24 protein-coding genes are annotated in these 24,560 nt (G+C 39.8%); 18 read left to right on the top strand and 6 right to left on the bottom strand.

Features of this window, described 5'->3' with window-relative positions; translation table 11 throughout:
- Nucleotides 1-58 precede the first annotated feature (58 nt).
- From IWX76_RS04265 to IWX76_RS04220, 10 genes are all read left to right on the top strand, one after another.
- Nucleotides 59-1,618, top strand: coding sequence for a sensor histidine kinase (locus tag IWX76_RS04265; protein WP_196858622.1), 1,560 nt, complete (start codon nt 59-61; stop codon nt 1,616-1,618).
- A gap of 10 nt (nt 1,619-1,628) precedes the next feature.
- The gene (locus IWX76_RS04260; protein ID WP_334641191.1) at nt 1,629-2,333 is read left to right on the top strand and encodes a LytR/AlgR family response regulator transcription factor; all 705 of its coding nucleotides are present in this window, start codon (nt 1,629-1,631) and stop codon (nt 2,331-2,333) included.
- A gap of 305 nt (nt 2,334-2,638) precedes the next feature.
- Entirely contained in the window at nt 2,639-3,460 is an 822-nt protein-coding gene (locus IWX76_RS04255; protein ID WP_196858621.1) for a hypothetical protein, read from the top strand.
- 15 nt (nt 3,461-3,475) lie between these two features.
- Nucleotides 3,476-3,859 (top strand): group III truncated hemoglobin, encoded by a 384-nt coding sequence (locus tag IWX76_RS04250; protein ID WP_196858620.1) that lies wholly within the window; start codon nt 3,476-3,478, stop codon nt 3,857-3,859.
- A 350-nt stretch (nt 3,860-4,209) separates the two neighbouring features.
- A complete protein-coding gene (locus IWX76_RS04245) occupies nt 4,210-4,869 on the top strand; it encodes an ATP-binding cassette domain-containing protein (protein ID WP_196858619.1) in 660 nt (219 codons plus the stop codon).
- Between the two features lie 57 nt (nt 4,870-4,926).
- Nucleotides 4,927-6,555, top strand: coding sequence for an acyl-CoA carboxylase subunit beta (locus IWX76_RS04240; RefSeq protein WP_196858618.1), 1,629 nt, complete (start codon nt 4,927-4,929; stop codon nt 6,553-6,555).
- 16 nt (nt 6,556-6,571) lie between these two features.
- Nucleotides 6,572-7,201 carry a toxin-antitoxin system YwqK family antitoxin gene (locus IWX76_RS04235; RefSeq protein ID WP_196858617.1) on the top strand — a complete coding sequence of 210 codons (630 nt, stop codon included), beginning with the start codon at nt 6,572-6,574 and terminating at the stop codon, nt 7,199-7,201.
- A gap of 88 nt (nt 7,202-7,289) precedes the next feature.
- A complete protein-coding gene (gene trxB, locus IWX76_RS04230) occupies nt 7,290-8,246 on the top strand; it encodes a thioredoxin-disulfide reductase (protein ID WP_196859032.1) in 957 nt (318 codons plus the stop codon).
- A gap of 90 nt (nt 8,247-8,336) precedes the next feature.
- On the top strand, nt 8,337-10,241 hold the full coding sequence (locus IWX76_RS04225) for a beta-N-acetylhexosaminidase (RefSeq protein ID WP_196858616.1): 1,905 nt from the start codon (nt 8,337-8,339) through the stop codon (nt 10,239-10,241).
- An 83-nt stretch (nt 10,242-10,324) separates the two neighbouring features.
- On the top strand, nt 10,325-10,921 hold the full coding sequence (locus tag IWX76_RS04220) for a hypothetical protein (RefSeq protein WP_334641187.1): 597 nt from the start codon (nt 10,325-10,327) through the stop codon (nt 10,919-10,921).
- Here the strand turns inward: IWX76_RS04220 and IWX76_RS04215 are convergent, their stop codons facing one another.
- On the bottom strand, nt 10,922-11,530 hold the full coding sequence (locus IWX76_RS04215) for a hypothetical protein (RefSeq protein ID WP_196858614.1): 609 nt from the start codon (nt 11,528-11,530) through the stop codon (nt 10,922-10,924).
- Nucleotides 11,517-12,014 (bottom strand): RNA polymerase sigma factor, encoded by a 498-nt coding sequence (locus IWX76_RS04210; protein ID WP_196858613.1) that lies wholly within the window; start codon nt 12,012-12,014, stop codon nt 11,517-11,519. Before IWX76_RS04210 ends, IWX76_RS04215 begins: the two co-directional genes overlap by 14 nt.
- A gap of 142 nt (nt 12,015-12,156) precedes the next feature.
- On the opposite strand from IWX76_RS04210, the gene IWX76_RS04205 reads away from it, so the two are divergent.
- From IWX76_RS04205 to rpmA, 4 genes are all read left to right on the top strand, one after another.
- A complete protein-coding gene (locus IWX76_RS04205) occupies nt 12,157-13,542 on the top strand; it encodes a dicarboxylate/amino acid:cation symporter (RefSeq protein WP_196858612.1) in 1,386 nt (461 codons plus the stop codon).
- A gap of 111 nt (nt 13,543-13,653) precedes the next feature.
- Nucleotides 13,654-14,082: a hypothetical protein gene (locus tag IWX76_RS04200; protein ID WP_334641185.1), complete on the top strand. Its 429-nt coding sequence runs from the start codon at nt 13,654-13,656 to the stop codon at nt 14,080-14,082.
- Nucleotides 14,083-14,160: 78 nt separating this feature from the next.
- Complete coding sequence (gene rplU / locus IWX76_RS04195; protein ID WP_196858610.1) at nt 14,161-14,472, top strand: 50S ribosomal protein L21; 312 nt, start codon at nt 14,161-14,163, stop codon at nt 14,470-14,472.
- 53 nt (nt 14,473-14,525) lie between these two features.
- Nucleotides 14,526-14,831, top strand: a complete 306-nt coding sequence (rpmA, locus tag IWX76_RS04190; protein WP_196858609.1) for a 50S ribosomal protein L27 — start codon at nt 14,526-14,528, stop codon at nt 14,829-14,831.
- A gap of 69 nt (nt 14,832-14,900) precedes the next feature.
- Here the strand turns inward: rpmA and IWX76_RS04185 are convergent, their stop codons facing one another.
- The 3 genes from IWX76_RS04185 to rnr all read right to left on the bottom strand — a co-directional run bounded on the left by IWX76_RS04185 (nt 14,901) and on the right by rnr (nt 18,777).
- On the bottom strand, nt 14,901-15,512 hold the full coding sequence (locus tag IWX76_RS04185) for an HAD family hydrolase (RefSeq protein WP_196858608.1): 612 nt from the start codon (nt 15,510-15,512) through the stop codon (nt 14,901-14,903).
- 148 nt (nt 15,513-15,660) lie between these two features.
- Entirely contained in the window at nt 15,661-16,632 is a 972-nt protein-coding gene (locus tag IWX76_RS04180) for a polyprenyl synthetase family protein (protein WP_196858607.1), read from the bottom strand.
- An 18-nt stretch (nt 16,633-16,650) separates the two neighbouring features.
- The gene (gene rnr, locus IWX76_RS04175; RefSeq protein ID WP_196858606.1) at nt 16,651-18,777 is read right to left on the bottom strand and encodes a ribonuclease R; all 2,127 of its coding nucleotides are present in this window, start codon (nt 18,775-18,777) and stop codon (nt 16,651-16,653) included.
- 106 nt (nt 18,778-18,883) lie between these two features.
- Here rnr and IWX76_RS04170 point away from each other — a divergent pair, with 106 nt between their 5' ends.
- Complete coding sequence (locus IWX76_RS04170) at nt 18,884-19,801, top strand: mechanosensitive ion channel family protein (protein ID WP_196858605.1); 918 nt, start codon at nt 18,884-18,886, stop codon at nt 19,799-19,801.
- Here IWX76_RS04170 and IWX76_RS04165 read toward each other — a convergent pair.
- Nucleotides 19,763-21,475 carry an ABC transporter ATP-binding protein gene (locus tag IWX76_RS04165; protein ID WP_196858604.1) on the bottom strand — a complete coding sequence of 571 codons (1,713 nt, stop codon included), beginning with the start codon at nt 21,473-21,475 and terminating at the stop codon, nt 19,763-19,765. The two genes, IWX76_RS04170 and IWX76_RS04165, sit on opposite strands and share 39 nt — an antisense overlap.
- Before the next feature lie 62 nt (nt 21,476-21,537).
- Here IWX76_RS04165 and IWX76_RS04160 point away from each other — a divergent pair, with 62 nt between their 5' ends.
- Genes IWX76_RS04160 through IWX76_RS04150 form a run of 3 tightly spaced genes read left to right on the top strand, consistent with a single transcriptional unit; the run spans nt 21,538 to nt 24,331 of the window.
- Complete coding sequence (locus tag IWX76_RS04160; RefSeq protein WP_196858603.1) at nt 21,538-22,851, top strand: nicotinamide mononucleotide adenylyltransferase; 1,314 nt, start codon at nt 21,538-21,540, stop codon at nt 22,849-22,851.
- 59 nt (nt 22,852-22,910) lie between these two features.
- Nucleotides 22,911-23,207: an ArsR/SmtB family transcription factor gene (locus IWX76_RS04155; protein WP_334641181.1), complete on the top strand. Its 297-nt coding sequence runs from the start codon at nt 22,911-22,913 to the stop codon at nt 23,205-23,207.
- Nucleotides 23,208-23,230: 23 nt separating this feature from the next.
- Nucleotides 23,231-24,331, top strand: a complete 1,101-nt coding sequence (locus IWX76_RS04150; protein ID WP_196858602.1) for an NADH:flavin oxidoreductase — start codon at nt 23,231-23,233, stop codon at nt 24,329-24,331.
- Nucleotides 24,332-24,560: the final 229 nt, after the last annotated feature.

Below are 24,560 nucleotides of genomic sequence, written 5' to 3'. Positions count from 1 at the left end.
GTCACATTTCTAAAAACGGAGAAACTAGAATACTTACCATTGCATAAATATTTATGACATGCAGGTAAGATTAAGAAAACATGAAATTTTAATTGCTTCATTGCTAACTGCGCTGGCCGCCTTTAGTTACATACGGAATGCAATTGTGATCTCCAGTCAAGGGATGGCTGAACTGATTGAGATTTACCAACAACACGCTTTAGAATTTAGCTATTTACCTAATGTGCTTTATCCTAAATTATGGGTAGTATTAACTTTATTTGGTATTCATCTTTGGTTGAATCTAATTACGATTCCTTATTTTAGAAACACCAAAAAGAAATCTCTAGTTAATTACGTATGGGTGTTTTTCCAAATCGCCTTTCTTTCGCTTATCCTTTGCTTAAGCGTGAATGTAGCTACATTTTATGCTCATCCGTCCTGGTTCAATTATGGTGGTTTTGGTTTGCTCTCCATTCTTGGTTATAATGATGTGCCAATGCTGCATCTTTTGCAAGGTTTTGACAGGGCGTTAAGGATGATGCTCATATACATGCTTTACGCGGCCCTTAGGGAATATGTAGTCTATAAACTAGAGAATTTGTCAAATCAAAAAAACTATAGTATTTTAATTAGCAATCAGGTATCGACATTTATTTGCATTTACTTTTGTGTTCCATTATGCCTTTTTACCTTTCAGGTTATTAGTGAAAGTAGTTTTTATAGCACTTACTTCATTTTTGCAACCTCCTGTATTCCTATCTATTTTATAAATACCTATATCCTGTTTAATCAAATAGATGAAACACCAAAACTCATCCTTCCAATTTCATTAAAATTGTTGATTGCCACCTTAGGTTTTTCATTTCCTGTTGCACTATGGTTTTTTCCTGATCATGGAACATTCATGAGTACCTGGTTGTCTAATTGGGCCTTTCAATTGTTTGTTTTTACACCTATAACCTGGTTTATTTATTTACAGCAAAAGGATCAGATTAATGAATATAGAGGTACACATAAAGCGCTGGCTAAATCAACCGCCGACCTACAGTTGTTGAGATCACAGATAAACCCACATTTTCTTTTTAATGCTTTAAATAACCTTTATGGCGTTGCACTACTGGATGGGTCAAAGAGGACTGCTGAAGGGATACAAAAACTAGGTGATATGATGCGTTTTATGTTAGATGATAACCACCACGACTTTATCCCCTTGAAAAATGAAATCGCATACATTAAAAATTACCTTTCCATGCAAGAACTCAGAATATCTGCTGATGAACAGGTGAAAATTACAGCAGATTTTGCTGAAGATGTTGAAAACCTAAAAATAGTACCTATGTTGTTTGTGCCATTAGTAGAAAATGCTTTCAAACATGGTATCAACTTTGAATCAGCATCATGGGTTAATATTCTGCTGACTTGTGATGATCAGTCTATCCGTTTTAGGGTGGCTAACAGTTATCACAAAGAACAGCTTCAAGATCCTGAAAAACATCATTCAGGAATAGGGCTTCAAAATGTTAAAGAGCGTTTAGAGATTTTCTATAAAAACGACTATGTGTTTAGTCATGGTATTATTGAAAATGAATATATTTCTGAAATTAAAGTAGGGTCTAATAGTGAACGGTCAATTTAAACCTGGAATTATGCTGAAAGCAATAATTATTGATGATGAACCATTTGCGATTGAAGTCATCAAAAACTTAGCTGTTGATGTTCCCTTTATCGCAATAAAAAATAGCTTTACCAAGCCTCTGCATGCACTTGAATACCTAAGTGTGAACAAAATTGATCTTATCTTTTTAGATGTTAAAATGCCGGGATTATCAGGGATAGAATTTTTAAAATCTCTTACTAATCCTCCAATGATCATTTTTAGTACTGCTTATCAGGAACATGCTGTACAAAGTTTTGAATTGGATGCTGTCGACTATCTATTAAAGCCGTTCTCGTTTTCACGTTTTGTTAAAGCATGCCACAAAGCCGCAGCACTCCATCAACTGCGCTTAAATAGTATTAACAATTTGCCTGATCACCTACCCTCCATATTCATTAAAAGTGGTTATGAACAGGTAAAAGTTGAACTCTCTGCATTGTTATATTTGGAAAGCATAGGTAATTATTTGAATTTCTTTTTCGTAAACAAACTAGTGACGACCAGAATGACCATGACGGAAGCGGAATCAATTCTCCCTAAAGGTTTTTTTATCAGAATTCACCGATCTTATATTGTTTCACTTAGCAGAATTAGTAAAGTTGATAAGCGAAGTGTATGGTTACAGGATAAGGAGTTGCCGATAGGTTTATCATATATGCCTGACATAGAAAAGCTATTGCTAAAAAAAGAATAACTTCCTTCTTTTCGAAAGCAACATTACAATTCGCGATTTGATTAAATATAGAAACTCAAAGTAAACTGGCATGCGCCTACAGCGAGCCGGTACAAGAAGAAGAATATTACAGTAATGTCTATTATACATTTCCTAAGGAAGAGCGGAAGAAAAAAGATTAAATAGGAGAGGGGAAGTATCGCAGTGAGATGTATAAAATGATTTTTAAGCTTGTTATAGTTTATCTTTTAAGTTAACATCTCTGTAGTTCAAAAAATTCTGCTATTTTTATGGATGTTAACGAACTCTCCTTTTTTTGCCACCTTATGATAAAACCCATATTTGCTTTAATCTTTATTTCCTTTGTTTTCTTTAGGTGCCAATCCAATAAAAATGAAGTAACCTATGTTCCGCAAGTGATTGCGGCTAACACTGATTTTAACTTCCATCCTAAAGAAACAGATGTCAAGTTAGTGCTTGTTAAATTTACTCCTCCGGCAAATGCTCCAGCAACTGCGGATGAACAAGAAACCTTTGGTGTAAAGTTTGGTGATACCACTGTACGCATACAATTGGACAAAAGGGATCCGGAATCAATCCATAAAGAATTTTCCTTTGCCAAATTTATTAATACGCAACAAACAGCTATGCTTGTGCAAATTGCAGACCGCTCAGGTTTGGTAGCCCCATTTTTTATTATAGCCGTAAAAGATGGTCAGCTGCAAGTTAACCGATTATACCGTGCGTCAAATGGTAAGCGAGATAAAAATATTACCCGTGGTGTAAAGGCTGTAGGTAGTAGTGGTTACCTGGTTAATAATGATTATTTCGTAACCAATGTGAATGCCAGGGTATACCTGATTAAAAGGCAAAACCCGAATGAGAGAATTCAGGGTGATTTTTTTATACAGTCCTCTAATCGGCAAACTCTCGTTTTTCTAGTGCCATCAGCATTTTACCAGGTTCATTACACAACAGGGGAGAACTTCACCCAAGCCCTTCCACCGAGCTTGCCGATGGTGAATGCAGCTATCTATAAATGGGTACAAGCCACCTGTAGCTGGGTTAAAAATGGACAAGATATTTCCTTTTTAAAGTCCTTTCCCGGAGATAATCGCATTAGAACCCTTGATGAATTCAGAGATTAAACAAACCTGCAACTTATGAAACCAGATATTAAGGGTTTAGATGATATAGTGCTTTTTGTGAATGAATTTTACTATAAAGTGCAGCATGATGATTTAATTGGGCCAGTATTTAATGGGGTGATTAAAGATTGGACGCCACACCTGGAAAGAATGTATCAATTTTGGAATGCTGCCTTATTTAGTGTTCCTGGTTTTAAAGGGAATCCTTTTGCCAAACATGCCTCGTTGCGCATTAACCAAACTCATTTCGACCGCTGGCTGCTATTGTTTAATGAAACGATCGATGCAAATTTTGAAGGCGAAATGGCTATGGATACAAAGAAAAGGGCGGCTTTAATGGCTGCTTTGTTTGTGAGTAAATTAAATCACATGGGCGGTCCGGGAACCGTCCTGGTCTAAGTAAATTTTCGTTAACTTATCTCGCTCCTCATGTTATTTACCTCTTATTTAAATGGAAGAAATTTAAACCTGCTTTATCGGTTTTACCTTAATTTCTGCCTCGTATCGGTCATTATCACCCTTGTATCCATGGCCATGTTTTATGAACTTGGGCCAGGAGCTGCAGCAATTATCCTGTGGTTTAAAATCATTACGATGGGGGTTTTTTCCTGGTACGTTAGTTCCTATAAACATAAGGAGTTTTATTATTACCGTAACCTAGGCCTTTCAAAGTTTAAGCTCTTCGCCTGCACCTTAGGTTTCGATTTTGTTGTATTCGTTTTGCTAATGGTGTTAACAAATGTAGTAAGATGATACATACCCTGGAAGCTGACGGTGTACAACTGCAATATGGGGAATGGAAGATTTTGTCGGATGTTTATATTAAGTGTGAGACTGGAAGTATAACCGGTTTATTGGGCCGCAATGGCATGGGCAAATCTACCTTAATGAATATTATTTACGGAAGTAAAAAGGCGCAAAGCCAATCCGTTAGGGCAGATGGTTTGTGGGTTGCCAGTGCTTTTCAGGTGCACCAATTGGTGGCTTACCTACCTCAGTTTAACTTTATTCCTAATGGCTTGACTATAAAAAGGAATTTTTCGGATTTCCAGGTAGCCTTTGATCCACTGGTCGAAAGTATGCCAGAGTTTGGAGATAGGTACTTGTCTAAATTTGATGAATTGTCTGGCGGGCAAAAGCGGCTGGTAGAAATATACCTGGTACTTAAAACGCCTGGCCAGTTTGCCTTGTTGGATGAACCATTCTCTATGCTGAGCCCGCTTTGGATTGAATTAGTGAAGACCTGGATAAAAGAGGGAAAGCGCAATAAGGGCATTCTTTTAACGGATCATCTGTATCATGATGTGATGGACGTGAGTGATCAGCTATATGTATTAACAAATGGCAAGACTCATTTTATTAAAGAGAGGGCACAAGTAGAATGGCTGGGATATGCTAAATTACCGTAACCATACTGAATCCTAATTCAGACTATAGTTTATTTAAAATTAGATTTACATTGTGCCATGAACATTGAATTCAATAAAAACGAAGACCTAAATAAACAGGCGGTCTATGCTTTAAAAAGCCGCCTTCAAAAAATATATGCCGGTGGTGGCGAAAAGAGTGCTGCTAAACAAAAGGCCAAAGGGAAAATGCTAGCCCGGGAGCGCGTCGCGTATTTAATTGATCCGGATACTGAATTTCTGGAGGTTGGTGCGCTTGCTGCCGAAGATATGTATGCCGAACAGGGTGGTTGCCCATCGGCAGGTGTAGTCTGTGGTATAGGTTATGTATCTGGTCGCCAGGCCATGATTGTAGCCAACGATGCTACAGTTAAAGCGGGAGCCTGGTTTCCGATGACCGCTAAAAAGAATTTACGAGCACAGGAAATTGCCATGGAAAACCGTCTGCCGGTTATCTATCTGGTTGATAGTGCCGGGGTATACCTACCCATGCAAGATGAGATTTTTCCTGATAAAGAACATTTCGGTCGTATGTTTCGCAATAATGCCATGATGTCGGCAGATGGTATTGTGCAAATCTCGGCGATTATGGGCTCCTGTGTTGCAGGTGGTGCATATTTACCTATTATGAGTGATGAAGCTATGATTGTAGAAGGCACGGGTTCGGTGTTTTTAGCAGGTTCATACCTTGTAAAATCGGCAATAGGTGAAGATGTGGATAATGAAACTTTAGGTGGCGCTACCACACACTGCGAAATATCAGGCGTAACGGATTATAAACATCCTAATGACCAGGCCTGCTTAGATAGCATTAAGAAAATCATGAGCATGCTGGGTGCCCCGCAGGTAGCGGGGTTCGACCGCATTAAACCTGCCTTACCTAACTTCCCGGTAGCCGAAATATATGGCTTGCTCCCTGAAAATCGGGAAAAACCTTATGATATGGTGGAATTGATCAAGAGATTGGTTGATGATTCAGCGCTGGAAGAGTATAAAAAGGAATATGGTCAAAGCATTATTTGCGGCCTAGCGCGAATTGATGGTTGGGCAGTGGGTATTGTTGCCAACCAGCGTAAGGTGGTGAAATCTAAAAAAGGAGAGATGCAATTTGGTGGTGTCATCTATTCAGACAGCGCGGATAAATCAGCACGATTCATTATGAATTGCAACCAAAAGAAAATACCACTTGTATTTTTGCAGGATGTAACGGGCTTTATGGTAGGTAGTAGATCTGAACAAGGAGGTATCATTAAGGATGGTGCAAAAATGGTTAATGCGGTGGCCAATTCGGTGGTGCCTAAGTTTACCATCATCATCGGTAATTCTTATGGAGCAGGAAATTATGCAATGTGCGGAAAAGCGTACGACCCCCGGTTAATTTATGCCTGGCCAAGTGCTAAAATTGCTGTTATGGGTGGATCACAGGCAGCCAAAACGCTGCTGCAAATTCAGGAAGCATCGTTAAAAGCAAAAGGTGAAGTGATTACACCTGAAAAAGAGGCCGAATTGCTAAAAGAGATTACTGATCGGTACAACAAACAAACAACCCCTTATTATGCCGCATCGCGCTTATGGGTTGACGGCATCATCGATCCGGTAGAAACACGAAAAGTGATTTCTATGGGTATTGAGGCCGCTAACCAGTCGCCCATAAAAAAGGCATTTAATGTTGGAATTATTCAAACATAGTTTGATATTTTTGTATATGAACAAAATATATATCCTGTTGATCTTTATCCTGATTTCCTTTTCAGGCTTTGGGCAAGTGAGAAAAGTTTATTTTGATGAGAAAGACCGAGTAACAACCGATTCTACCCAGGCGGCTAGTTATGGTATTTATGGCTATCTAAGTGGCGAGAAGTTATGGGCATTTAAAAAATACGATAGCGAGGGTTGCATGATGACTACAGGTGCGTTTAGTGACAGCAGCTTACAAATTCCGGAGGGTAAATTTGTGTATTACGACTGGGTGGATCCTAATGAAGGATTTCGCCAGTTGGAAGTGTATACTAAGGGTAAGGAAAGGTATGTCACGATGTCGGGTAATTTTGTTCAGGGTAAACAACATGGACAATGGATTAGCTATTATGTAGACGGTTCGGTAAAAAATGTGGTTAATTATGAAGAAGGGTTGTTAAACGGACCTTTTAAATCTTTCGATCGTGATGGAGACCTTGTAGAAACAGGGCAGTTTCTTGCCGGAAAACGTAATGGAAAATGGGTGACTGACGGAGGGTTAAAGGTGACTACCTATAAGGATGATCAGGTGTTATCTGTCGAAAAGAAAACTAAACGCCAGTTAAGAGAAGAACAACAACAAAAACCCAAATTATAACGCTAAGATCACATTACTGTTAAGGATTACCTTATTTAGGCTTTAATCCTTAAATTTGCATTAAAAATAAAGAATATATATGTCGCAAGTGACTCAAGAGATAGAACACGTTCAATGCCTGATTATCGGATCAGGACCTGCTGGGTATACAGCTGCCATTTATGCTGCACGAGCAGATTTAAAGCCAGTTTTATATACGGGTATGGAAGCTGGCGGACAGCTTACGCAAACTACTGATGTAGATAATTTTCCAGGTTACCCTCTTGGTGTAATGGGCCCGGAAATGATGGAAGATTTTAGAAAACAAGCGGAGCGTTTTGGAACAGATATCCGTTTTGGCTATGTAAGTTCTGTAGACTTTTCAAGTTTACCGCATAAAGTTGTGGTTGATGAAATTAAAACCATTACCGCTGATACCGTAATTATTTCAACGGGAGCTACTGCTAAATGGTTGGGTCTACCTAGTGAAAGTCAATATAATGGATTTGGCGTATCTGCTTGTGCAGTTTGTGACGGATTCTTTTTTAAAAACCAGGATGTTGCCATTGTTGGGGCTGGAGATACGGCTGCGGAAGAGGCTACCTATTTAGCTAAATTGTGCAACAAAGTGTATATGTTAGTGCGTCGCGATGAGTTTAGGGCTTCTAAAGCTATGGTTCACCGCGTTTTAAATACGCCGAATATAGAAGTGATTTACAATACTGAAGCTAAAGAAGTTTTGGGTAACGGTAAAAATGTTACTGGCTTGCGTGTGGTAAATAACCAAACAGGTTTGGAGCAGGATTTACAGGTGGAAGGTTTCTTTGTAGCCATTGGCCATAAACCAAATACTGATATTTTCAAAGGCTGGTTAGAAATGGATGAGACGGGTTATTTGATTACGGTTCCGGGAAGTACCAAGACTAATGTAGAAGGTGTTTTTGCTTGTGGAGATGTACAGGATCATTATTACCGTCAAGCGGTAACTGCTGCTGGTTCAGGCTGTATGGCTGCTTTAGATGCCGAACGTTACCTGGCTGCAAAAGAAGATGTGTTAAGCATTTAAGCTGTCTAGCTGTTATAAAAAGGGCGGATTCCTTATCGGGGATCCGCCCTTTATGTTTATATTGGTGGCTTCATTCAACTTAACCATTATATGAAAAAGATTTTATCATGTATTTTATTAGCCGCTTTGGCCATCCCTGTTTTCGCACAGCAAGATGTCAATGTTGGTATTATCCCCGCACCGGTTTCGGTACAAAAAACTAACGGAACCTTTGTTTTAGACAAAACAGTTGTTATGGTTGCGGCGCAGCCGGAAACCAATAATGTGGCCGACTTACTGAACGCTTATATTGCTGCCCAGGGTGGATTTGCCTTACGGGAAGCCAAAAGTGTAAATGGCAATCAAAAAGCAATCGTGTTAACCACTGAAGGTGCAGATCAACTGCCTGCAGAAGGTTATAAAATTTCTGTTACCGCAAATAAGATTCAAGTTACCGGAAAAGGTGCTGGTCTTTTTTATGGTGTACAATCAGCCATGCAAATGATACCTGCTAAAACAGGTGAAAGTTTCAGTATCCAGACTGTTGAAATTAACGATTACCCGAGATTTAAATACCGTGGAATGCATTTAGATGTGGCTAGACATTATTTCCCGGTTTCTTTTATCAAAAAGTTTATCGATATGATGTCTCAATATAAATTGAATAATTTTCACTGGCACCTAACCGATGATCAAGGCTGGAGGATTGAAATTAAAAAATACCCAAAACTGACATCTGTTGGTGCAGTACGTAACGGTACAATCATAGGTCATTATCCAGGCGTTGCTAATGATGATCAGGAGTACAAAGGTTTTTATACGCAAGCCGAGGCGAAAGAAGTGATTGCCTATGCCGCTACGAAGTATATTAATGTAATTCCAGAAATTGAAATGCCGGGTCATGCTTCTGCTGCTATTGCCGCTTACCCGGAGTTAAGTTGTTTCCCTGATCGCGCTACCCCAATTGATACTAAAACGCCATGGGCAGGCTCTAGAAACGGAAAACAGGTGCAACAAACCTGGGGAGTTTTCCAGGATGTGTTTGTGCCTACTGAAAATACCTTTAAATTTTTGGAGAATGTTTTAGAAGAAGTAATCGCTTTGTTTCCTTCAAAATATATTCATGTTGGTGGTGATGAATGCCCTAAAGACTACTGGAAGGAATCGGCATTTTGCCAAAAATTTATTAAAGATAATAACCTGAAAGATGAGCACGGTTTGCAAAGTTATTTTATTCAGAGAATGGAAAAATTTGTTAACAGCAAAGGTCGTTCGATTATTGGCTGGGATGAGATTTTAGAAGGTGGTTTAGCGCCAAACGCCACTGTAATGTCCTGGAGAGGGGTTGAAGGTGGTATTGCTTCCGCCCAACAGAAACATGATGTAATTATGACACCTGCGACCAATGGTTTGTACTTGGACCATGCACAGTCTAAATCAGCAGATGAGCCTACAAATATTGGTGGTTTTGCACCATTCAGTAAGATCTACAGTTACGATCCTATTCCTGGAGTATTAACTGCAGACGAACGCAAATATATCATTGGTGTTCAGGCTAATTTATGGACAGAATATATTAAAACACCTGAAAAAGTGGAATACCATATCCTACCAAGGATGTTTGCTTTGGCTGAAATTGCCTGGACTCAACTGGACCGTAAAGACATGAAGAACTTTACAGAAGAACGTTTGCCTCTGCACTTAGCTCGATTAGATAAAACCAACACCCAATACTGGGTTCCTACGCCAATTGGCCAGCCTGATGGCGTAGTGGATGGTGATCGTGTAAACTTAGAACTAAAAACACCGATGCCTAATGCTAAAATGTATTATACATTAGATGGTACCCGCCCCTCAGCATATTCTACACTTTATGTATCACCATTAAAGTTTAATTTGGCAAAAGGGGAAAAGCGCGTGTTAAATACCATCGTTGTAACCTCTTCTGGTAAACATAGTGTAGTTACAGAGACGATTTTTAATAATGGCGCTGCTAGTGTAAAACCTGCGAAGTAATATTGTTTAGGATTGCAGTTGTATGGCCAATCCATTTCATTTAAATTAGTAAGATTAACAACACAACAATGAGATATTTAAAGATGAGATCATTTTTTATGGCAGCTGCTGCGTTATTCTTGTTTTCGTGTTCATCGGAACAGGACGATAAGGCTACTGCCGGTCCAGCAACAGAAATCGTGGAAGAAAAACCTGGTCCTTTTCCTTATTACAAAGAAGTTCCGGTTAGACCCGGACTTACTTTTGAGGTGCTAAGTTGGGGCAAAGGAGTAGACAGTGTTGGTGGCTACTTGATTCTGCTTTCTGATTCTGTTAAAAATGATTTTAAATCTTTAGCTAATGAAAGAGCAGGGATTATTTCTGATGCCTGGAACATGGACCTGGATAATGATGGAAACCCGGAAGTTTATATTGAGTTTGTGGTGAATAAAACCGAACATGATTTGCATGTTTATGAATATAGCCGCAATAGCTTCCAGAAGATTTCTTTTCCAGGGCTGAGTAGCAGGATAAAAAAGAGTTATGCAGGTAACGACAAATTCATTATTAAAAATGGTGATTTATTCCGTTCTTTTCCAATTGTAAACAGTGAGGACACCACGCAGAAAGCGGGTGCCCTAAAGATGTTGCAATACAAATTAAGTGGTAATAGTTTTTCTGTAGATGAAATAGAAGAATAATTATGGTTGATGCGTTTGTTCTTTGAACTGGGCACTAATTCTTTCAAACTTTTCGATTAAGAGCGCTATGCGCTCTTTTTCTTTTTTAATGACAATATTACGCACGATAGTGGAGCAGAAAATGAGCCATCCAAAGGATAATACTACGACCAGGGCTTGTTTCCAAAAGCTAAAATAAGAAAGTACCTCAAAGAAAAACAAGGCACTACCCACACAAAGTGCAATCATGTATATCCAGAATAAACGGTTATATAAGTTATAACGGCTTACTTGGTAAACCCGGAGTCCAGTAAGGAAATCATGCGGGTTGGCCGTGAAATCAGTTTCAGTTATCAACCGGTGACCTCGATATAAAATAAAGGTATAAACGGCGATAGCGGTAATCAAGATGGTAATACCTGCATGGGTAGTCCAGGAATTAAAGTCGAAAAACAACCACAAACACGCGATCGCCACAAAAGACAATCCCATCCCTATGATGTTAAACAAGGATTTAGTGCGGATGCTGTTGACTTCTTTTTTAACTTGCTGCAGCATTTCACCGGAGGAGATTTTTACCTCCACGGTGTGGTTATGCCATAGCGATTTTATATCTTCAAATTCTTGCATGTTGATTGTATAATTCTGTCAGTTTTTGTTTAATGCGGTGAATTTTTACCCGCAGGTTTCCTTCGCTAATGCCCGATATATCAGCTATTTCATGATAGGGAAGGTCGTCGAGCACCATGGTAATGATTAAACGATCGTTTTCTTCCAGTTTTGCGATGGATTGATAAAGCAGGGCCACCTGTTCATTTTTTTCAGAGAACTCTTCAGGTTTGCTTTCAATAATGTTTTCGGTCAATTCTTCTTTCGCCTGTCTTTTTTCTGATCTTAGGTAAGTTAAACACGTATTAACCGCTATCCGGTAAATCCAGGTAGAGATTAGTGATTTGTTTCTGAATTTATCGAGGTTTTGCCATACCTTAAGAAACGTTTCCTGTAACAAATCGTTTGCAGAATCCTTATCACCCGTATATCCATAACATAAATGAAATATTTTTTTGGAGTTTGCGTCGAAGATTTGCTTGAATAACTGGTCTTTTTGTTCCACGTATAAGGCGTTATATAGCGTTAGAAGTATTTTATTGGGGTTTGTTACACCTAAAATGCGAATTAAATTCCTTTTTAAACAATGTATACGGAATAATTTAATTATTGTAGTTTTACGGCCTTATAAACATTATTAAGGATAGATGTCTAAACAAAACAGGTTAACGTTTTTTATCTTTTTAGCTTTGATTTTAGGCGTAGGGCTAGGGTATTACTTAAATGTGAATTCCCTGCGTACTTACAATGAAAATATTTTAAACGCTGAAATTGCAGTAAAAAAACTAGATGGTCAGATTTTACAGGTAAAAGATTCAACAAGTGTCGCTTTCACCGATTTAACAGCCGAACGTCAGGCTGCTTTAAAAATACGTGTAGATAACGAACAAATTAGAGAGAAAAAACTAGAGCCGCTCACCTTACTCAGTGATATTTTTCTGCGGTTAATAAAAATGATTGTGGCTCCGCTTGTTTTTACTACGCTGGTAGTTGGGGTAGCGAAGGTAGGAGATATTAAAGCAGTTGGCCGTATTGGAGGTAAAACCATGCTTTGGTTTCTAAGTGCGTCATTGTTATCGCTGGTATTAGGTTTAATTATGGTGAACATTTTTAAGCCAGGAGAAGCAATGAACCTGCCACTGCCTCCGGATAACGTAGATACCGGAATCAAAAAAGTAGCTTTATCGATGAAGGACTTTATTTCGCATATTGTTCCAAAAAGTATGACCGAAGCGATGGCCACCAATGAGATTCTGCAGATCGTAGTTTTCTCTTTATTCTTTGGTGTTGCAACAGCTGCCATAGGGGAAAAAGGACAAATTATTATTAAATTTTTTGATGCCGTCGCACACGTAATTTTAAAGGTAACAGGTTATGTGATGAACTTCGCACCTTTTGCAGTATTTGGCGCCATGGCTGCCATCGTCGCTAAACAAGGTTTGAGTGTATTGTCTACCTATGCTTTATTTATTGGAGAGTTTTATTCCACTATGTTATTGCTCTGGATTATCCTGATCTTTATTGGTTTTATTATCCTTAAAAATCGGGTATTTAACCTGATTAACAGAATGAAGGAGCCAGTGTTACTTGCTTTTAGTACGGCCAGTAGCGAAGCGGCATATCCTAAAACTATGCTTCAACTGGAGCGCTTCGGGTGTAAAGATAAAATTGTAAGTTTTGTATTACCGCTCGGTTACTCCTTTAACCTGGATGGTTCCATGTTATATATGACTTTTGCCTCTTTGTTTATTGCACAATCCTATGGCATCCACCTTAGTTTTGAGCAACAAGTAACCATGTTGCTTATTTTAATGTTAACAAGTAAAGGTATTGCGGGCGTTCCACGTGCCTCATTGGTGGTAATTGCAGGTACAATTGCTACCTTTGACATTCCGGAAGCTGGTTTAGCCTTGCTCATTGGTATTGATCCTTTATTGGATATGGGAAGATCGGCAACCAATGTGATAGGTAACAGCTTAGCAACAGCCGTGGTGAGCAAGTGGGAGGGAGAGCTTACCGGACCTACAGATTAACTTTAATTTTAGTAAAAACAAACAAAGATGAGTTCCAGAGGGAAGAAGATATTTTTAGCAGCGTCGATTATAGTGCCTTTTTTGATCTATTGTGTCATCTACTATAGACCCATGATCAAGAATGCACCATTTAAGTCAACAGAATTTGTATCGCTGCAATATAAGTGGGGTGTAGGTGAAGTGCTCGAAAATAGTTACGATTCTGCTACTGGCGAATACCATTACCTTAATGCACAGGATTCACTGGTTAAAACCAATGTAAAACTAAGAAAGAACGACATCATTTATTTGCATAACAAGGCCAATGAACTTGGCTTGTGGAATTTTCCTGATGAGATTGCCAACCGGGGTGCAGACCTCACTTCGGGCAAAGTATTACGCTATGAGTTACAATTTAACTACAAGCGCAAATCAAAGAAAGTAATCATCATGAGCGATTACCAGGATATCCCTAAATTGATGAGTGTGGCTACGCAAATGCGCACCCTTGTAGCAGATGCCATTAATGACGCAGAAGAAAGATATAGTAAGAATAACTAAATCATTTGATATTAGAATAATTAATTCTATATTTGCACCTCAATAAAATAAACAATTTAAAATAATAATTATTTAACAATGTACGCAATAGTAAATATAGCAGGACAGCAATTCAAAGTTGCAAAAGACCAGCACCTTTTTGTACACCGTTTACAAGGAGATGAAGGCGCTAGTATTGAATTTGACAATGTATTGTTGGTTGAAGATGGTGGTACAATTTCTGTAGGAACTCCTGCATTAACTGGCGCAACTGTTACAGCTAAAATCGTGTCTCATTTAAAAGGTGATAAAGTTATCGTTTTCAAAAAGAAACGTAGAAAAGGTTACAAAAAGAAAAACGGACACCGTCAGTATTTCACTAAAATCCAGATCTCTGGTATCAGTTTATAATTATTGTTAAACATCAATTACCAAATAATACGGTAGTTAATAAAATATAAATCATGGCACATAAAAAAGGAGCCGGTAGTTCCAGGAACGGACGTGAATCGCATAGCAAGCGTTTAGGTATTAAAATCTTTGGCGGTCAATCCGCTATCTCTGGAAACATCATAGTACGTCAACGTGGTACAAAACACCATCCTGATAAAGGCGTAGGTATTGGAAAAGATCATACTTTATTCGCTCTAGTAGATGGTACAGTAATTTTCAAAAAGAAACAAGATAACAAATCTTACGTTTCTATCTTACCTGCTGCAGTTGTTGAAACTGCTCCAGTGGTAGAAGCTGAAGCTGCACCTGCAGAATAAGTTATTCTAAACAACATAAACAAAAGAGGCGATCACTACATGTGATCGCCTCTTTTGTTTATAGTAACTTTATGAACGATACTCTTCCAGGATCTGTTTGGTCGTTAAAAAGTCCTGATGATGATAACTACGGATCCCAAGCTGTTGAGCAGTTTGTATAATCATTTGCCGGTCGTCAAAGTAAATACATTCTTCAGGCGTGACTTGTGCAATTCCCATGGCTAAGCTGAAAATTCCAGGATCAGGCTTCCGCATGCCCACTTCGCAGGAAGAAATAAAGGCGTCAAAACAATCATGTAAACCAAAATTCTGTATGCGGTAATTATTGATCTCCCTGCCTTCATTATTTATTGATATCACCCTGAAGCCACAAGTCCTTTTCCATTCTTTTAGCCAGGGCAAAAAATCTGGCAAAGCAACAGACTGCGAAAATATAAAGTCCTTAAATTCTTGTCTAGTAAAGGTTCTTGGATGGTTAAACACAACAGTATCCAGGTAATCGTCTAAGGTGATCTTACCAATTTCATAAACATTAAAAATGAAGTTATGGAGCACTTCCATTTCCTCATAATGGAGCCCAAATTGCTCAGCAGCTAGCTTTCGGGATTGATGCCCCCAACCATTGTTCAACAAAACCCCACCGACGTCAAAAAAGAGTACTTTAATTTTCGAACCTTTCATAAATGAATTTTTGTGATAACAATTACCAGCATTATTAGTTTGCCTTAGACCCCAACCAGTATGCATTGCGGGTATTGAAATATAAAATTTAACCTATAAAAAAAGGCCTATGCATATTGCAGGGGCCTTTTTTTATAGGTTAAATAACTTAGCTCTCCCGATGCATCAATGCATTCGCAAGGCCTATCAATTCTTTCTTTTGCTCGTCTGCAACCTTGATCATTGCCAATGCCGCAAATGCTTTATCCAAATATTCGCGCATTTGTTGGGAGGCCAATTCTTTCACCTGGTATTCATCATACAATGCTTTAATGCTATCAATTTTATCGGGCAGGGTAGTGGTGTTTAATGCATGCGAAGCTAAAGCAGCCCTATCTTCCTGTTCGGCTAATTCCTGCAGCTTCAGCAAGAGATAGGTCTTTTTATTGGCTATAATATCACCGCCAATTTGTTTGCCAAACTTCTCCGGATCGCCATATACATCCAGGATATCATCCTGCAGTTGGAAAGCAATGCCAAGATTTTCGCCGAAATCATAGATCAATTGGGCGTCTTCTTTACTGGCACCCGCCACGATGGCACCAATTTTCATGGCTCCACCTACCAATACTGCAGTTTTCAGTCTGATCATGTCAATGTATTCAGCAATGCCCACATCCTCACGAAGTTCAAACTCCATATCAAGCTGCTGGCCTTCACAAACGCCTTGTGCAGTGGCATTAAAAGTATCAAGGACATCTTTTAAAACCTCTACTTTCACTTTGGTTAGTTGCTTGTTACTTTCTACCATCATCACGTCGCCGCTCAGGATAGCGTTGTTAGTGCCCCATTTTTCATGTACGGTTTGTTGTCCCCGACGTAGGGGTGCATTGTCCATAATATCATCATGGATCAGGGTGAAATTATGAAAGGTTTCAATGGCTAATGCAGCAGGCAAAGCCTCCTCAATGTCGCCTTTAAACAAGTCGGCAGCGAGTAATACCAGTGCCGGGCGTAATCTTTTTCCGCCCAGGTTCATGATATACGCGATGGGAGTGTACAAGTTCTTCGGATGATTTGGGTATTCCATCGCAGCGATGGCTTTTTCAATCCGACTTTGTAATTCAAAAAGTGTATACATTATTATCTTGCCGTGTTCTTAATTAATCAGGGTGAAATCGATCATGCGTTTTGAAAGGTCCACTTTCTTTACTTTTACCTGTACATCATCACCCAACTGGTATTTTTTCTTCTTACGTTGACCAATAATACAGTAATTCTTTTCGTCTAACACATAAAAGTCATCAGCGATATCTCTCAACCTCACCATGCCTTCACATTTATTATCCGTTAATTCCACATACATTCCCCACTCGGTAACGCCAGAGATGATGCCTGCATAGGTATTACCTACATTTTCTTCCAGGTATTCTACTTGTTTATATTTAATGGAAGCGCGTTCTGCATCAGCAGCACGTTTCTCCATGGCCGAGGAATGCGATGAAGCGATTTCAAATTGCTCTTCATTTGCCGATTTCTCGCCATTTAAATAACTCGCCAGCAGGCGGTGAACCATCACATCAGGGTATCGCCTGATGGGCGAGGTAAAGTGTGTATAATGGTCAAAAGCCAAACCATAATGGCTGGTTTTTTTAGTCGTGTATATGGCTTTAGCCATGGAACGGATTGCCAGTTGCGTTAACACGTTCTGTTCCTTTTTACCTTCTACATCTTCCATCAGAAAGTTCAGTGATTTTGCAATCTCCTTGTCTGATTTCATATTGATTTTGTAACCGAAACGTGCAGCAAATAATGCGAAGTTATTCAGGGTTTCCAGGTTTGGCGAATCATGGGAGCGGTAAACAAAGGTATATTTCATTTTACCTGTCCCTTTTTTCGCTACAAATTCTGCTACCTTTTTATTGGCCAGCAACATGAAATCTTCAATGAGCTTGTGGGCATCTTTACGTTCTTTCACATAAACACCAATTGGCTTACCTGCTTCATCCAGTTTGAACTTCACTTCAGTACTTTCAAAACTAATGGCGCCAGCTTTAAATTTTCTATCCCTCAGGATATAAGCCAGTTCATTTAATTTCAAGATTTCTTCAACATGGTTTCCTTCCTTGTTTTCGATTACTTCCTGTGCCTCTTCATAGCTAAACCTGGTGTTTGAATTGATCACGGTACGGCCAAACCATTCTGAATGGATATTCGCTTTGTCGTCTAGTTCGAAAACCGCCGCAAAGCAAAGTTTATCCTCATTAGGACGTAAGGAACATACTCCATTACTTAAACGTTCAGGTAACATCGGAATCACACGATCAACCAGGTAAACTGAAGTAGCCCTGGAATAAGCTTCTTTATCTAAAGCGCTGTTTGGTGTAACATAGTGTGATACATCAGCAATATGGACACCAATTTCATAGTTTCCGTTATCCAGTTTCTTTACCGAAATGGCATCATCAAAGTCCTTTGCGTCCGCAGGGTCAATGGTGAAGGTAACGGTATTTCTAAAATCTTTACGGCCTGCCAGATCCTTTTCAGATACCTGTTCTGGAATGGCATCGGCTTCTTTTTCCACCTCGGCAGGGAATGCTAAAGGAAAGCCGTATTGAGCGAGGATCGCATTCATTTCTGTATCGTTTTCCCCTTGCTGACCAAGAATGTGGATCACTTTACCAATTGGATTTTTTGCCTCTTCGGGCCAATCAGTGATGCTCACTTGTACTTTCTGTCCGTTTTTAGCACCATTAAGGTCCGTTAATGGAACAAAAATATCGTGTAACATCTTTCGGTCGTCTATGGCCACAAAGGCGAAACGTTCCGAAATCCTAATCACACCAATGAAGTCTGTTTTTGCACGTTCGATGATCTCAACCACTTCCCCTTCATTCTTGCGCCCACTTTTCTTTGCGAAAATATAAACCTTTACTTTATCGCCATGCAAGGCATTGTGCAGCTTGCGTGCCGAAACGTAGATGTCTTTTTCAAACTCGTCGTCGGGTACCACATAGCCGGAGCCATCTGCAGTAATATCCACTTTACCGATGATGAAAGTTTTCAGGTCTTTTAACAGGAACTTGCCCTTTTCGGGCTCTATAAATGTGCCTTTATTTGTTTGCTCTTTTAAAACTTCTAAAATGGTCTCTCTTGAAGCGCTATCCGTAATATTTAATTGCGCAGAGACTTGTTTGTAATTAAGCGGCTCTTTGCTTTTGCTCAACACATCGCCAATCAGTTGAGTCAGCACTTGTGTTAAGTTTGATGTTTTGTTTTTTGCCATAACTAATTTATGAATCACCCGAAGGTAACAATTTGATGGGATATAATGCGGTTTTTGCTACATTTGTTAGTCTAACAGAGGTTACCTAAGTGGTTAAGAAATCGATATGTTTACGGTAAAAGAAAGAAAAACTAGTAATGAATTTATAGTCATTCTCATTAAGGCGGTTATCTATGCGGTGCTGGTGTATTTCAGGATCTATAAGCCGATGTTATATGATGAACATGTATTTGTTCACCAGTTAACCAGTGCAGTGTTTATTTTCCTTGGGCCCAGTTTAACGGTATCACTATTGCGTCTGGTCATCATTGTCTGGTACATAAAAAAACACCGTCTAAAGTCAAATATCAAGGACAACTTTATTCTCGGTATAAACAGAATTGAGTCTATTCTGAATACCGTATTCTTTGCCCTTGCTTTTATTGTTTTTATGGGCAATGACCCGAAAACCTTTTTAACCAGCATCACCATCGTTGCAGCGGCCCTTGCGCTGACTTTTAAAGATTATATCACCAACATGATTAACGGACTGATCATCATGTTTTCTGACCAGCTGTCGCTTGGCGACCATATCAAGGTGGGTGAAATTGAAGGAAAGATCATTGACATCACGTTGATCAATATGATTTTGCAGAACGAGGACAATGACATGGTGATCATTCCTAATTCGGTGGTATTTAGCTCAGTTATTGTGAACCAGAGTAAACAAAATATCAAGAAACTGAGTGTAGAATTTCACATCCTCCTGCATTACGGTTATACACCCGACTACCTGGAAAACTATTTAAAGAAGGTGATGGTTAATTATGCCGCTTATGTGGTACTGGATGGCTTATCTATTAAAACCATTGCTATATTTAAGGATGAAGCGACGTTTAAGGTACAGGTACTCCTCAATAAGTACGACAGGCAAAAGGAAAGAGAAATCAGGCGTGAGCTGAATACTGCAATCATGAAACTTTCTGAAAAACGCGATCAGGAAGAATCAGCGGAAGTTACCCGTGCCGGGAATGGCGTCAATTAGTTTACGGGTATACGCTGCTTGTGGACGGTGATAAATATCGTCTGGAAATCCCTGTTCTTCTACCTGGCCTTTATTCATCACCAGCATCCGGTCTGAAATATGTTTCACCACAGCCAGGTCGTGTGAAATAAAGATATAGGTTAGACCCATATCCTGTTGCAGCTGCTTCAGCAGGTTCAATACTTGCGCCTGCACCGATACATCTAATGCCGATACTGACTCATCACAGATGATAAATTTAGGTTCCAAAGCCAAAGCTCGGGCAATGACGATGCGTTGGCGCTGTCCGCCGGAGAACTCATGCGGATATCGGTTATAATGCTCCGCTTTCAAATCAACCTTTTCCAATAAATGCAATACATGTGATTTACGCTGCTGGTCGTTACTAAACAACTGGTGTACCTGCAATGGTTCCATAATGGCCTGGCCCACGGTAAGTCGCGGATTTAAAGCGGAGTAGGGGTCCTGGAAAATGATCTGCAGGTCGCGCCTGGTTTTACGAAGTTCCGCGCTGTTGAGCTTCAATAATTCTTTGCCCTGATAAATGATCCTGCCTGACGTTGGTTCTGTCAACCTTAATATACTTCGGCCAAGGGTAGTTTTTCCACAGCCAGATTCGCCAACCAGTCCTAAGGTTTCTCCAGGGTAAACTTTAAAACTGATGTTATTTACCGCTTTTATATACGTGTTGCTATGGTCAAACAGGCCTTTATTTACCGGAAACCAAGTGCAGAGGTTTTCAACTTCCAGCAATGGTTGTTGCTGGTAAAGGCGGCTTCTCCTTTCGTTAATTTCTTCGGTAGTGTAGGTATTGCTTTCTAGTAAGTGTTTTACACTTCTTTCTTCATTACCCATGAAATCAGCTACCGTAGGTAACACTTTGAGTTGTCGTTCAGGAGCCGGGCGACAAGCCAGCAAACCTTTGGTGTAAGCATGTTTAGGGTTTTTGAATAAAGCTTTTGCCTCGCCTTGTTCTACGATTTCACCGCGATACATCACTGCAACTTCATCTGCTACCTCGCTGATGACTGCAAGGTCGTGCGAAATAAAGATCATGCCCATTTGCCTTTCTTCTTTTAGTTTCAACAACAATTGTAGAATGGTTTTTTGAACAGTCACATCCAAAGCAGTGGTCGGTTCATCGGCAATCAGCAACTCAGGATTGCAGCTTAGTGCCATAGCAATCATCACCCGTTGTTTCTGTCCGCCCGAAAGCTGGTGAGGATAACGTGCTAACATATGCTCCGGATGGGGCAATTGCACCTCTTCAAACAAGGCGAGCGTTTTTTCTCTGGCCTGAACTTTATTAATACGCTGATGCAACATCATCGCTTCCATCACCTGGAAACCGCAGGTAAACACTGGGTTTAGGGAAGTCATCGGTTCCTGAAAGATCATAGAAATTTTATTTCCCCGGTAAGCCCTGATATCCTCTTCCTTCAGGTTTAGCAGGTTGATATCGTTAAAGGTAATGTCTCCCTTAATCTCCGTATTTCCTTCATGATGAAGGCGCATAATGGAAAAAGAGGTTACTGATTTTCCGGAGCCCGATTCGCCCACGATGCCCAATACTTTTCCTGGCTCAACCTTAAAGCTAACCTTGTTTACGGCTGTGATTAAGGAATGATCTTCCTCATTACGAAACTGAATTTCTAAATTGTTTACGTTTAACATCAGATTAGCAAGATAAACAAATTTGTAATGCTTATTAGGCTAGTTTGTCCTATTTTTGCGCCATGGAAAGAGAAATTCTGGATACAAAGCGTAAAGCCTTAAAGATAAATTTAAATCAAAAGATTTACGGAACCTTTGCAGAAATTGGGGCAGGGCAGGAAGTTGCAAGAAACTTTTTTACCGCTGGTGCGGCGTCAGGTACGGTGGCAAAAACCATGTCGGCCTATGATATGACTTTTAGTGATGCTATTTATGGTGCAGAAGAAAGCGGAAGGTATGTAAGCCAGTCGCGTTTATCTAAAATGCTCAACCATGAATACGACCTGTTAAACGAGCGTTTAAACGGCGAAAAATATGACGACAGAACATTTTTCGCCTTTGCAGATACTGTTACCACCTTAAATTACAATAAGTCAAATGACCCACATGGATGGATAGGCATTAAATTCCAGTCTGAACCTGGCGGAGAAGTCAATGACATTGTTTTCCATGTCCGTTTACTCGATACCGATGCAGCCTTGCAACACAATGTATTAGGCATCATCGGGGTAAACCTGGTTTATGCAGCTTTTTACTTCAATCATGACCCTAAAACCATGATTGAATCGTTGGCTGATAACCTCACTGTAGGCTCAGTAGAGATCGACCTGATCTCTGTTCACGGCCCTGCATTTAAATCTGTTAACAACATCCTGCTTAACCTTTATTTAATCGTGAAGGATTTTTCAAATGCGGCGATCTTTGATTCGTTAGGACAACCGTGTTTACCCAAGGATCTTTTATATAAAAAGGACATCATGATTTTGCGCACCAAATATGCGCAGAAATCTAATCCTAACTTTAGCATGCTGAACAAGGCGGTAGAGCAATTTGTGCGTACTGAATCGGTGAAACAAGAGAACCTAAGCGTTCTGATCGAGGTGCTTTTGTCAAATGTGCTGACTACCGAAGAAAATTGGACCGATAACCTCGATTTACATGCGGTAGCCAAACGCGCCGAAGAGATGTGTAAAACGGGGAATTTAGTCATCGTTTCTAACTTTGCACGCCACAACAAATTGGCTAAATACCTGGATCGCTGTAAACCTAGCAGTGTGGGCATTTCCACCAATATCAACAACCTAAAGTTTGTATTTAACTCTAGTAACTTCGGCGAAAACTATACTAGTCAGCTTTTAAGCTACGTAAGTGACATGTTTAGCAAAAACGTAAAGTTGTTTGCTTACCCGTATTTAGACAAAAAAACCAACGCTGTCATCACCAGTTCTAATATGCCGGTTACCCCGGATGCTAAACCCCTGTTCGATTTCCTGATCGTAAATGGGTACATCACCGATATCGAAGATTATAGCGAAGGTGATGTAAAAACTGTATAAGTACTGTCAAATCCATGCATATCATTGGGATATCGGAAAATATCGATATACCTTTGTGCATGGATCAATTAGAAATCTTCAAAGCACTATCCAATAAATCCCGGTTGCAGATTCTGACCTGGCTGAAATCCCCTGAACTTCATTTTCCTGCACAGGACAATGGATACGACCATGGTGTTTGTGTTGGTCAGATACAGAAGAAAGCAGGTTTAACCCAATCTACGGTTTCTGAGTACCTCTGTATTTTACAACGGGCAGGCTTAATTGAATCGACCAGGGTAGGTCAATGGACTTATTATAAGCGTAATGAAGCGGCATTTCTAGCTTTTTCTCAATTGATCGAAAAAGAATTATAAACAGTATTGTACATCAATTAATTATGAAAACAGATAGTTTATTCAGGCCTTTTAGCCTAAAATCATTAAATATAAAAAACAGGATCGTGATGGCACCCATGACGCGTTCTTTCTCGCCTGATGGCGTTCCCACCCCAGAAGTTGCCGCATATTATCGCCGCAGAGCAGAGGGTGAAGTCGGCTTGATCTTGTCTGAAGGTACGGTGATCGACCGTTTATCTTCATCTAACGATAAAAACGTTCCGCATTTCCATGGTGAAGCAGCTTTAAAGGGCTGGCAAAATGTGATCTCTGAGGTAAAACAGGGCGGAGCACAGATGGGGCCACAAATCTGGCACATGGGTGTAATGGAAAATCACTACTCAGGCTGGTTACCAGCTGGTCCTTTTGAAGGGCCATCAGGTTTATTTAAACCTGGGGTTACGCAAGGCATAGCAATGACAGAAAACGATATTGCGGAGACCATTGCTGCTTTTGGCCGTTCAGCAGCTGATGCTAAACGTTTGGGTTTTGACTGTATAGAAATACATGGAGCACATGGTTACCTGATTGACCAGTTTTTTTGGGAAGGCACCAACCAACGTCAAGATGGTTATGGCGGAGCAACTTTGCCTATACGCAGCCGTTTTGCCATTGAAGTAATTAAAGAGATTAGAAAACAAGTAGGGGAAGACTTTGCGATCATCATTCGTTTATCGCAATTTAAACCACAAGATTATAATTATAAACTGGCAAAAACGCCACAAGAAATGGAAGCCTGGTTAAACCCCTTAGCAGAAGCCGGCGTAGATATTTTCCATTGTTCACAACGTCGTTTCTGGGAACCTGAATTTGAAGGTTCTGATTTAAACTTTGCAGGTTGGGCTAAGAAAATTACTGGTCAACCAACTATTACCGTAGGTTCTGTAGGATTAACAGGTGAGTTTTTAGCCGCTTTTGCTGGCGAAAGTTCTGACCCTAGTTCATTAGATGAATTAATGAGAAGAATGGACCGTGGCGATTTCGACCTGGTTGCCGTAGGCAGACCGTTGTTGGCTGATCCATATTGGGTGGAGAAAATTAAAGCCAACCGTACCGATGAGTTGAAAGGTTTTACAAAAGCCGCACTGGCCGAGTTAATCTAATTTAGTTTCCTAAAAGAGGCTGTATCATTTTCCTACACTGCCCCCAAAAAGTTAGACACTTTTTGAGGGCAGTCAAAATGATACAGTCTCTTTTTAGTTTAAAGAAATTCGACATTGATTCTGCTTGAATATAGGTTGTAAACGACTAACACGGATTTATGTCGTATTCATCTTGCTTTGAGGAGCAGCTAAACTGGGGTCAGAAACACGTGATTCTGACTAAAAATGA

Source organism: Pedobacter sp. CAN_A7, from assembly GCF_015752175.1.
In the GTDB taxonomy this organism is placed as follows: domain Bacteria; phylum Bacteroidota; class Bacteroidia; order Sphingobacteriales; family Sphingobacteriaceae; genus Pedobacter.
This window is presented reverse-complemented; position numbering and strand designations above follow the sequence as displayed.

What these genes read in the sequence shown, in the direction of transcription:
- IWX76_RS04245 (WP_196858619.1), top strand. Translation starts at nt 4,210, where the DNA reads ATGATACATACCCTGGAAGCTGACGGTGTACAACTGCAATATGGGGAA.
- IWX76_RS04265 (WP_196858622.1), top strand. Translation starts at nt 59, where the DNA reads ATGCAGGTAAGATTAAGAAAACATGAAATTTTAATTGCTTCATTGCTA.
- IWX76_RS04155 (WP_334641181.1), top strand. Translation starts at nt 22,911, where the DNA reads ATGGATCAATTAGAAATCTTCAAAGCACTATCCAATAAATCCCGGTTG.
- IWX76_RS04250 (WP_196858620.1), top strand. Translation starts at nt 3,476, where the DNA reads ATGAAACCAGATATTAAGGGTTTAGATGATATAGTGCTTTTTGTGAAT.
- IWX76_RS04200 (WP_334641185.1), top strand. Translation starts at nt 13,654, where the DNA reads ATGATCAAGAATGCACCATTTAAGTCAACAGAATTTGTATCGCTGCAA.
- IWX76_RS04235 (WP_196858617.1), top strand. Translation starts at nt 6,572, where the DNA reads ATGAACAAAATATATATCCTGTTGATCTTTATCCTGATTTCCTTTTCA.
- IWX76_RS04165 (WP_196858604.1), bottom strand. Translation starts at nt 21,475, where the DNA reads ATGTTAAACGTAAACAATTTAGAAATTCAGTTTCGTAATGAGGAAGAT.
- IWX76_RS04185 (WP_196858608.1), bottom strand. Translation starts at nt 15,512, where the DNA reads ATGAAAGGTTCGAAAATTAAAGTACTCTTTTTTGACGTCGGTGGGGTT.
- IWX76_RS04170 (WP_196858605.1), top strand. Translation starts at nt 18,884, where the DNA reads ATGTTTACGGTAAAAGAAAGAAAAACTAGTAATGAATTTATAGTCATT.
- IWX76_RS04150 (WP_196858602.1), top strand. Translation starts at nt 23,231, where the DNA reads ATGAAAACAGATAGTTTATTCAGGCCTTTTAGCCTAAAATCATTAAAT.
- IWX76_RS04260 (WP_334641191.1), top strand. Translation starts at nt 1,629, where the DNA reads ATGCTGAAAGCAATAATTATTGATGATGAACCATTTGCGATTGAAGTC.
- IWX76_RS04240 (WP_196858618.1), top strand. Translation starts at nt 4,927, where the DNA reads ATGAACATTGAATTCAATAAAAACGAAGACCTAAATAAACAGGCGGTC.
- IWX76_RS04215 (WP_196858614.1), bottom strand. Translation starts at nt 11,530, where the DNA reads ATGCAAGAATTTGAAGATATAAAATCGCTATGGCATAACCACACCGTG.
- rnr (WP_196858606.1), bottom strand. Translation starts at nt 18,777, where the DNA reads ATGGCAAAAAACAAAACATCAAACTTAACACAAGTGCTGACTCAACTG.
- IWX76_RS04160 (WP_196858603.1), top strand. Translation starts at nt 21,538, where the DNA reads ATGGAAAGAGAAATTCTGGATACAAAGCGTAAAGCCTTAAAGATAAAT.
- rplU (WP_196858610.1), top strand. Translation starts at nt 14,161, where the DNA reads ATGTACGCAATAGTAAATATAGCAGGACAGCAATTCAAAGTTGCAAAA.
- IWX76_RS04255 (WP_196858621.1), top strand. Translation starts at nt 2,639, where the DNA reads ATGATAAAACCCATATTTGCTTTAATCTTTATTTCCTTTGTTTTCTTT.
- IWX76_RS04220 (WP_334641187.1), top strand. Translation starts at nt 10,325, where the DNA reads ATGAGATCATTTTTTATGGCAGCTGCTGCGTTATTCTTGTTTTCGTGT.
- IWX76_RS04205 (WP_196858612.1), top strand. Translation starts at nt 12,157, where the DNA reads ATGTCTAAACAAAACAGGTTAACGTTTTTTATCTTTTTAGCTTTGATT.
- rpmA (WP_196858609.1), top strand. Translation starts at nt 14,526, where the DNA reads ATGGCACATAAAAAAGGAGCCGGTAGTTCCAGGAACGGACGTGAATCG.
- IWX76_RS04180 (WP_196858607.1), bottom strand. Translation starts at nt 16,632, where the DNA reads ATGTATACACTTTTTGAATTACAAAGTCGGATTGAAAAAGCCATCGCT.
- IWX76_RS04225 (WP_196858616.1), top strand. Translation starts at nt 8,337, where the DNA reads ATGAAAAAGATTTTATCATGTATTTTATTAGCCGCTTTGGCCATCCCT.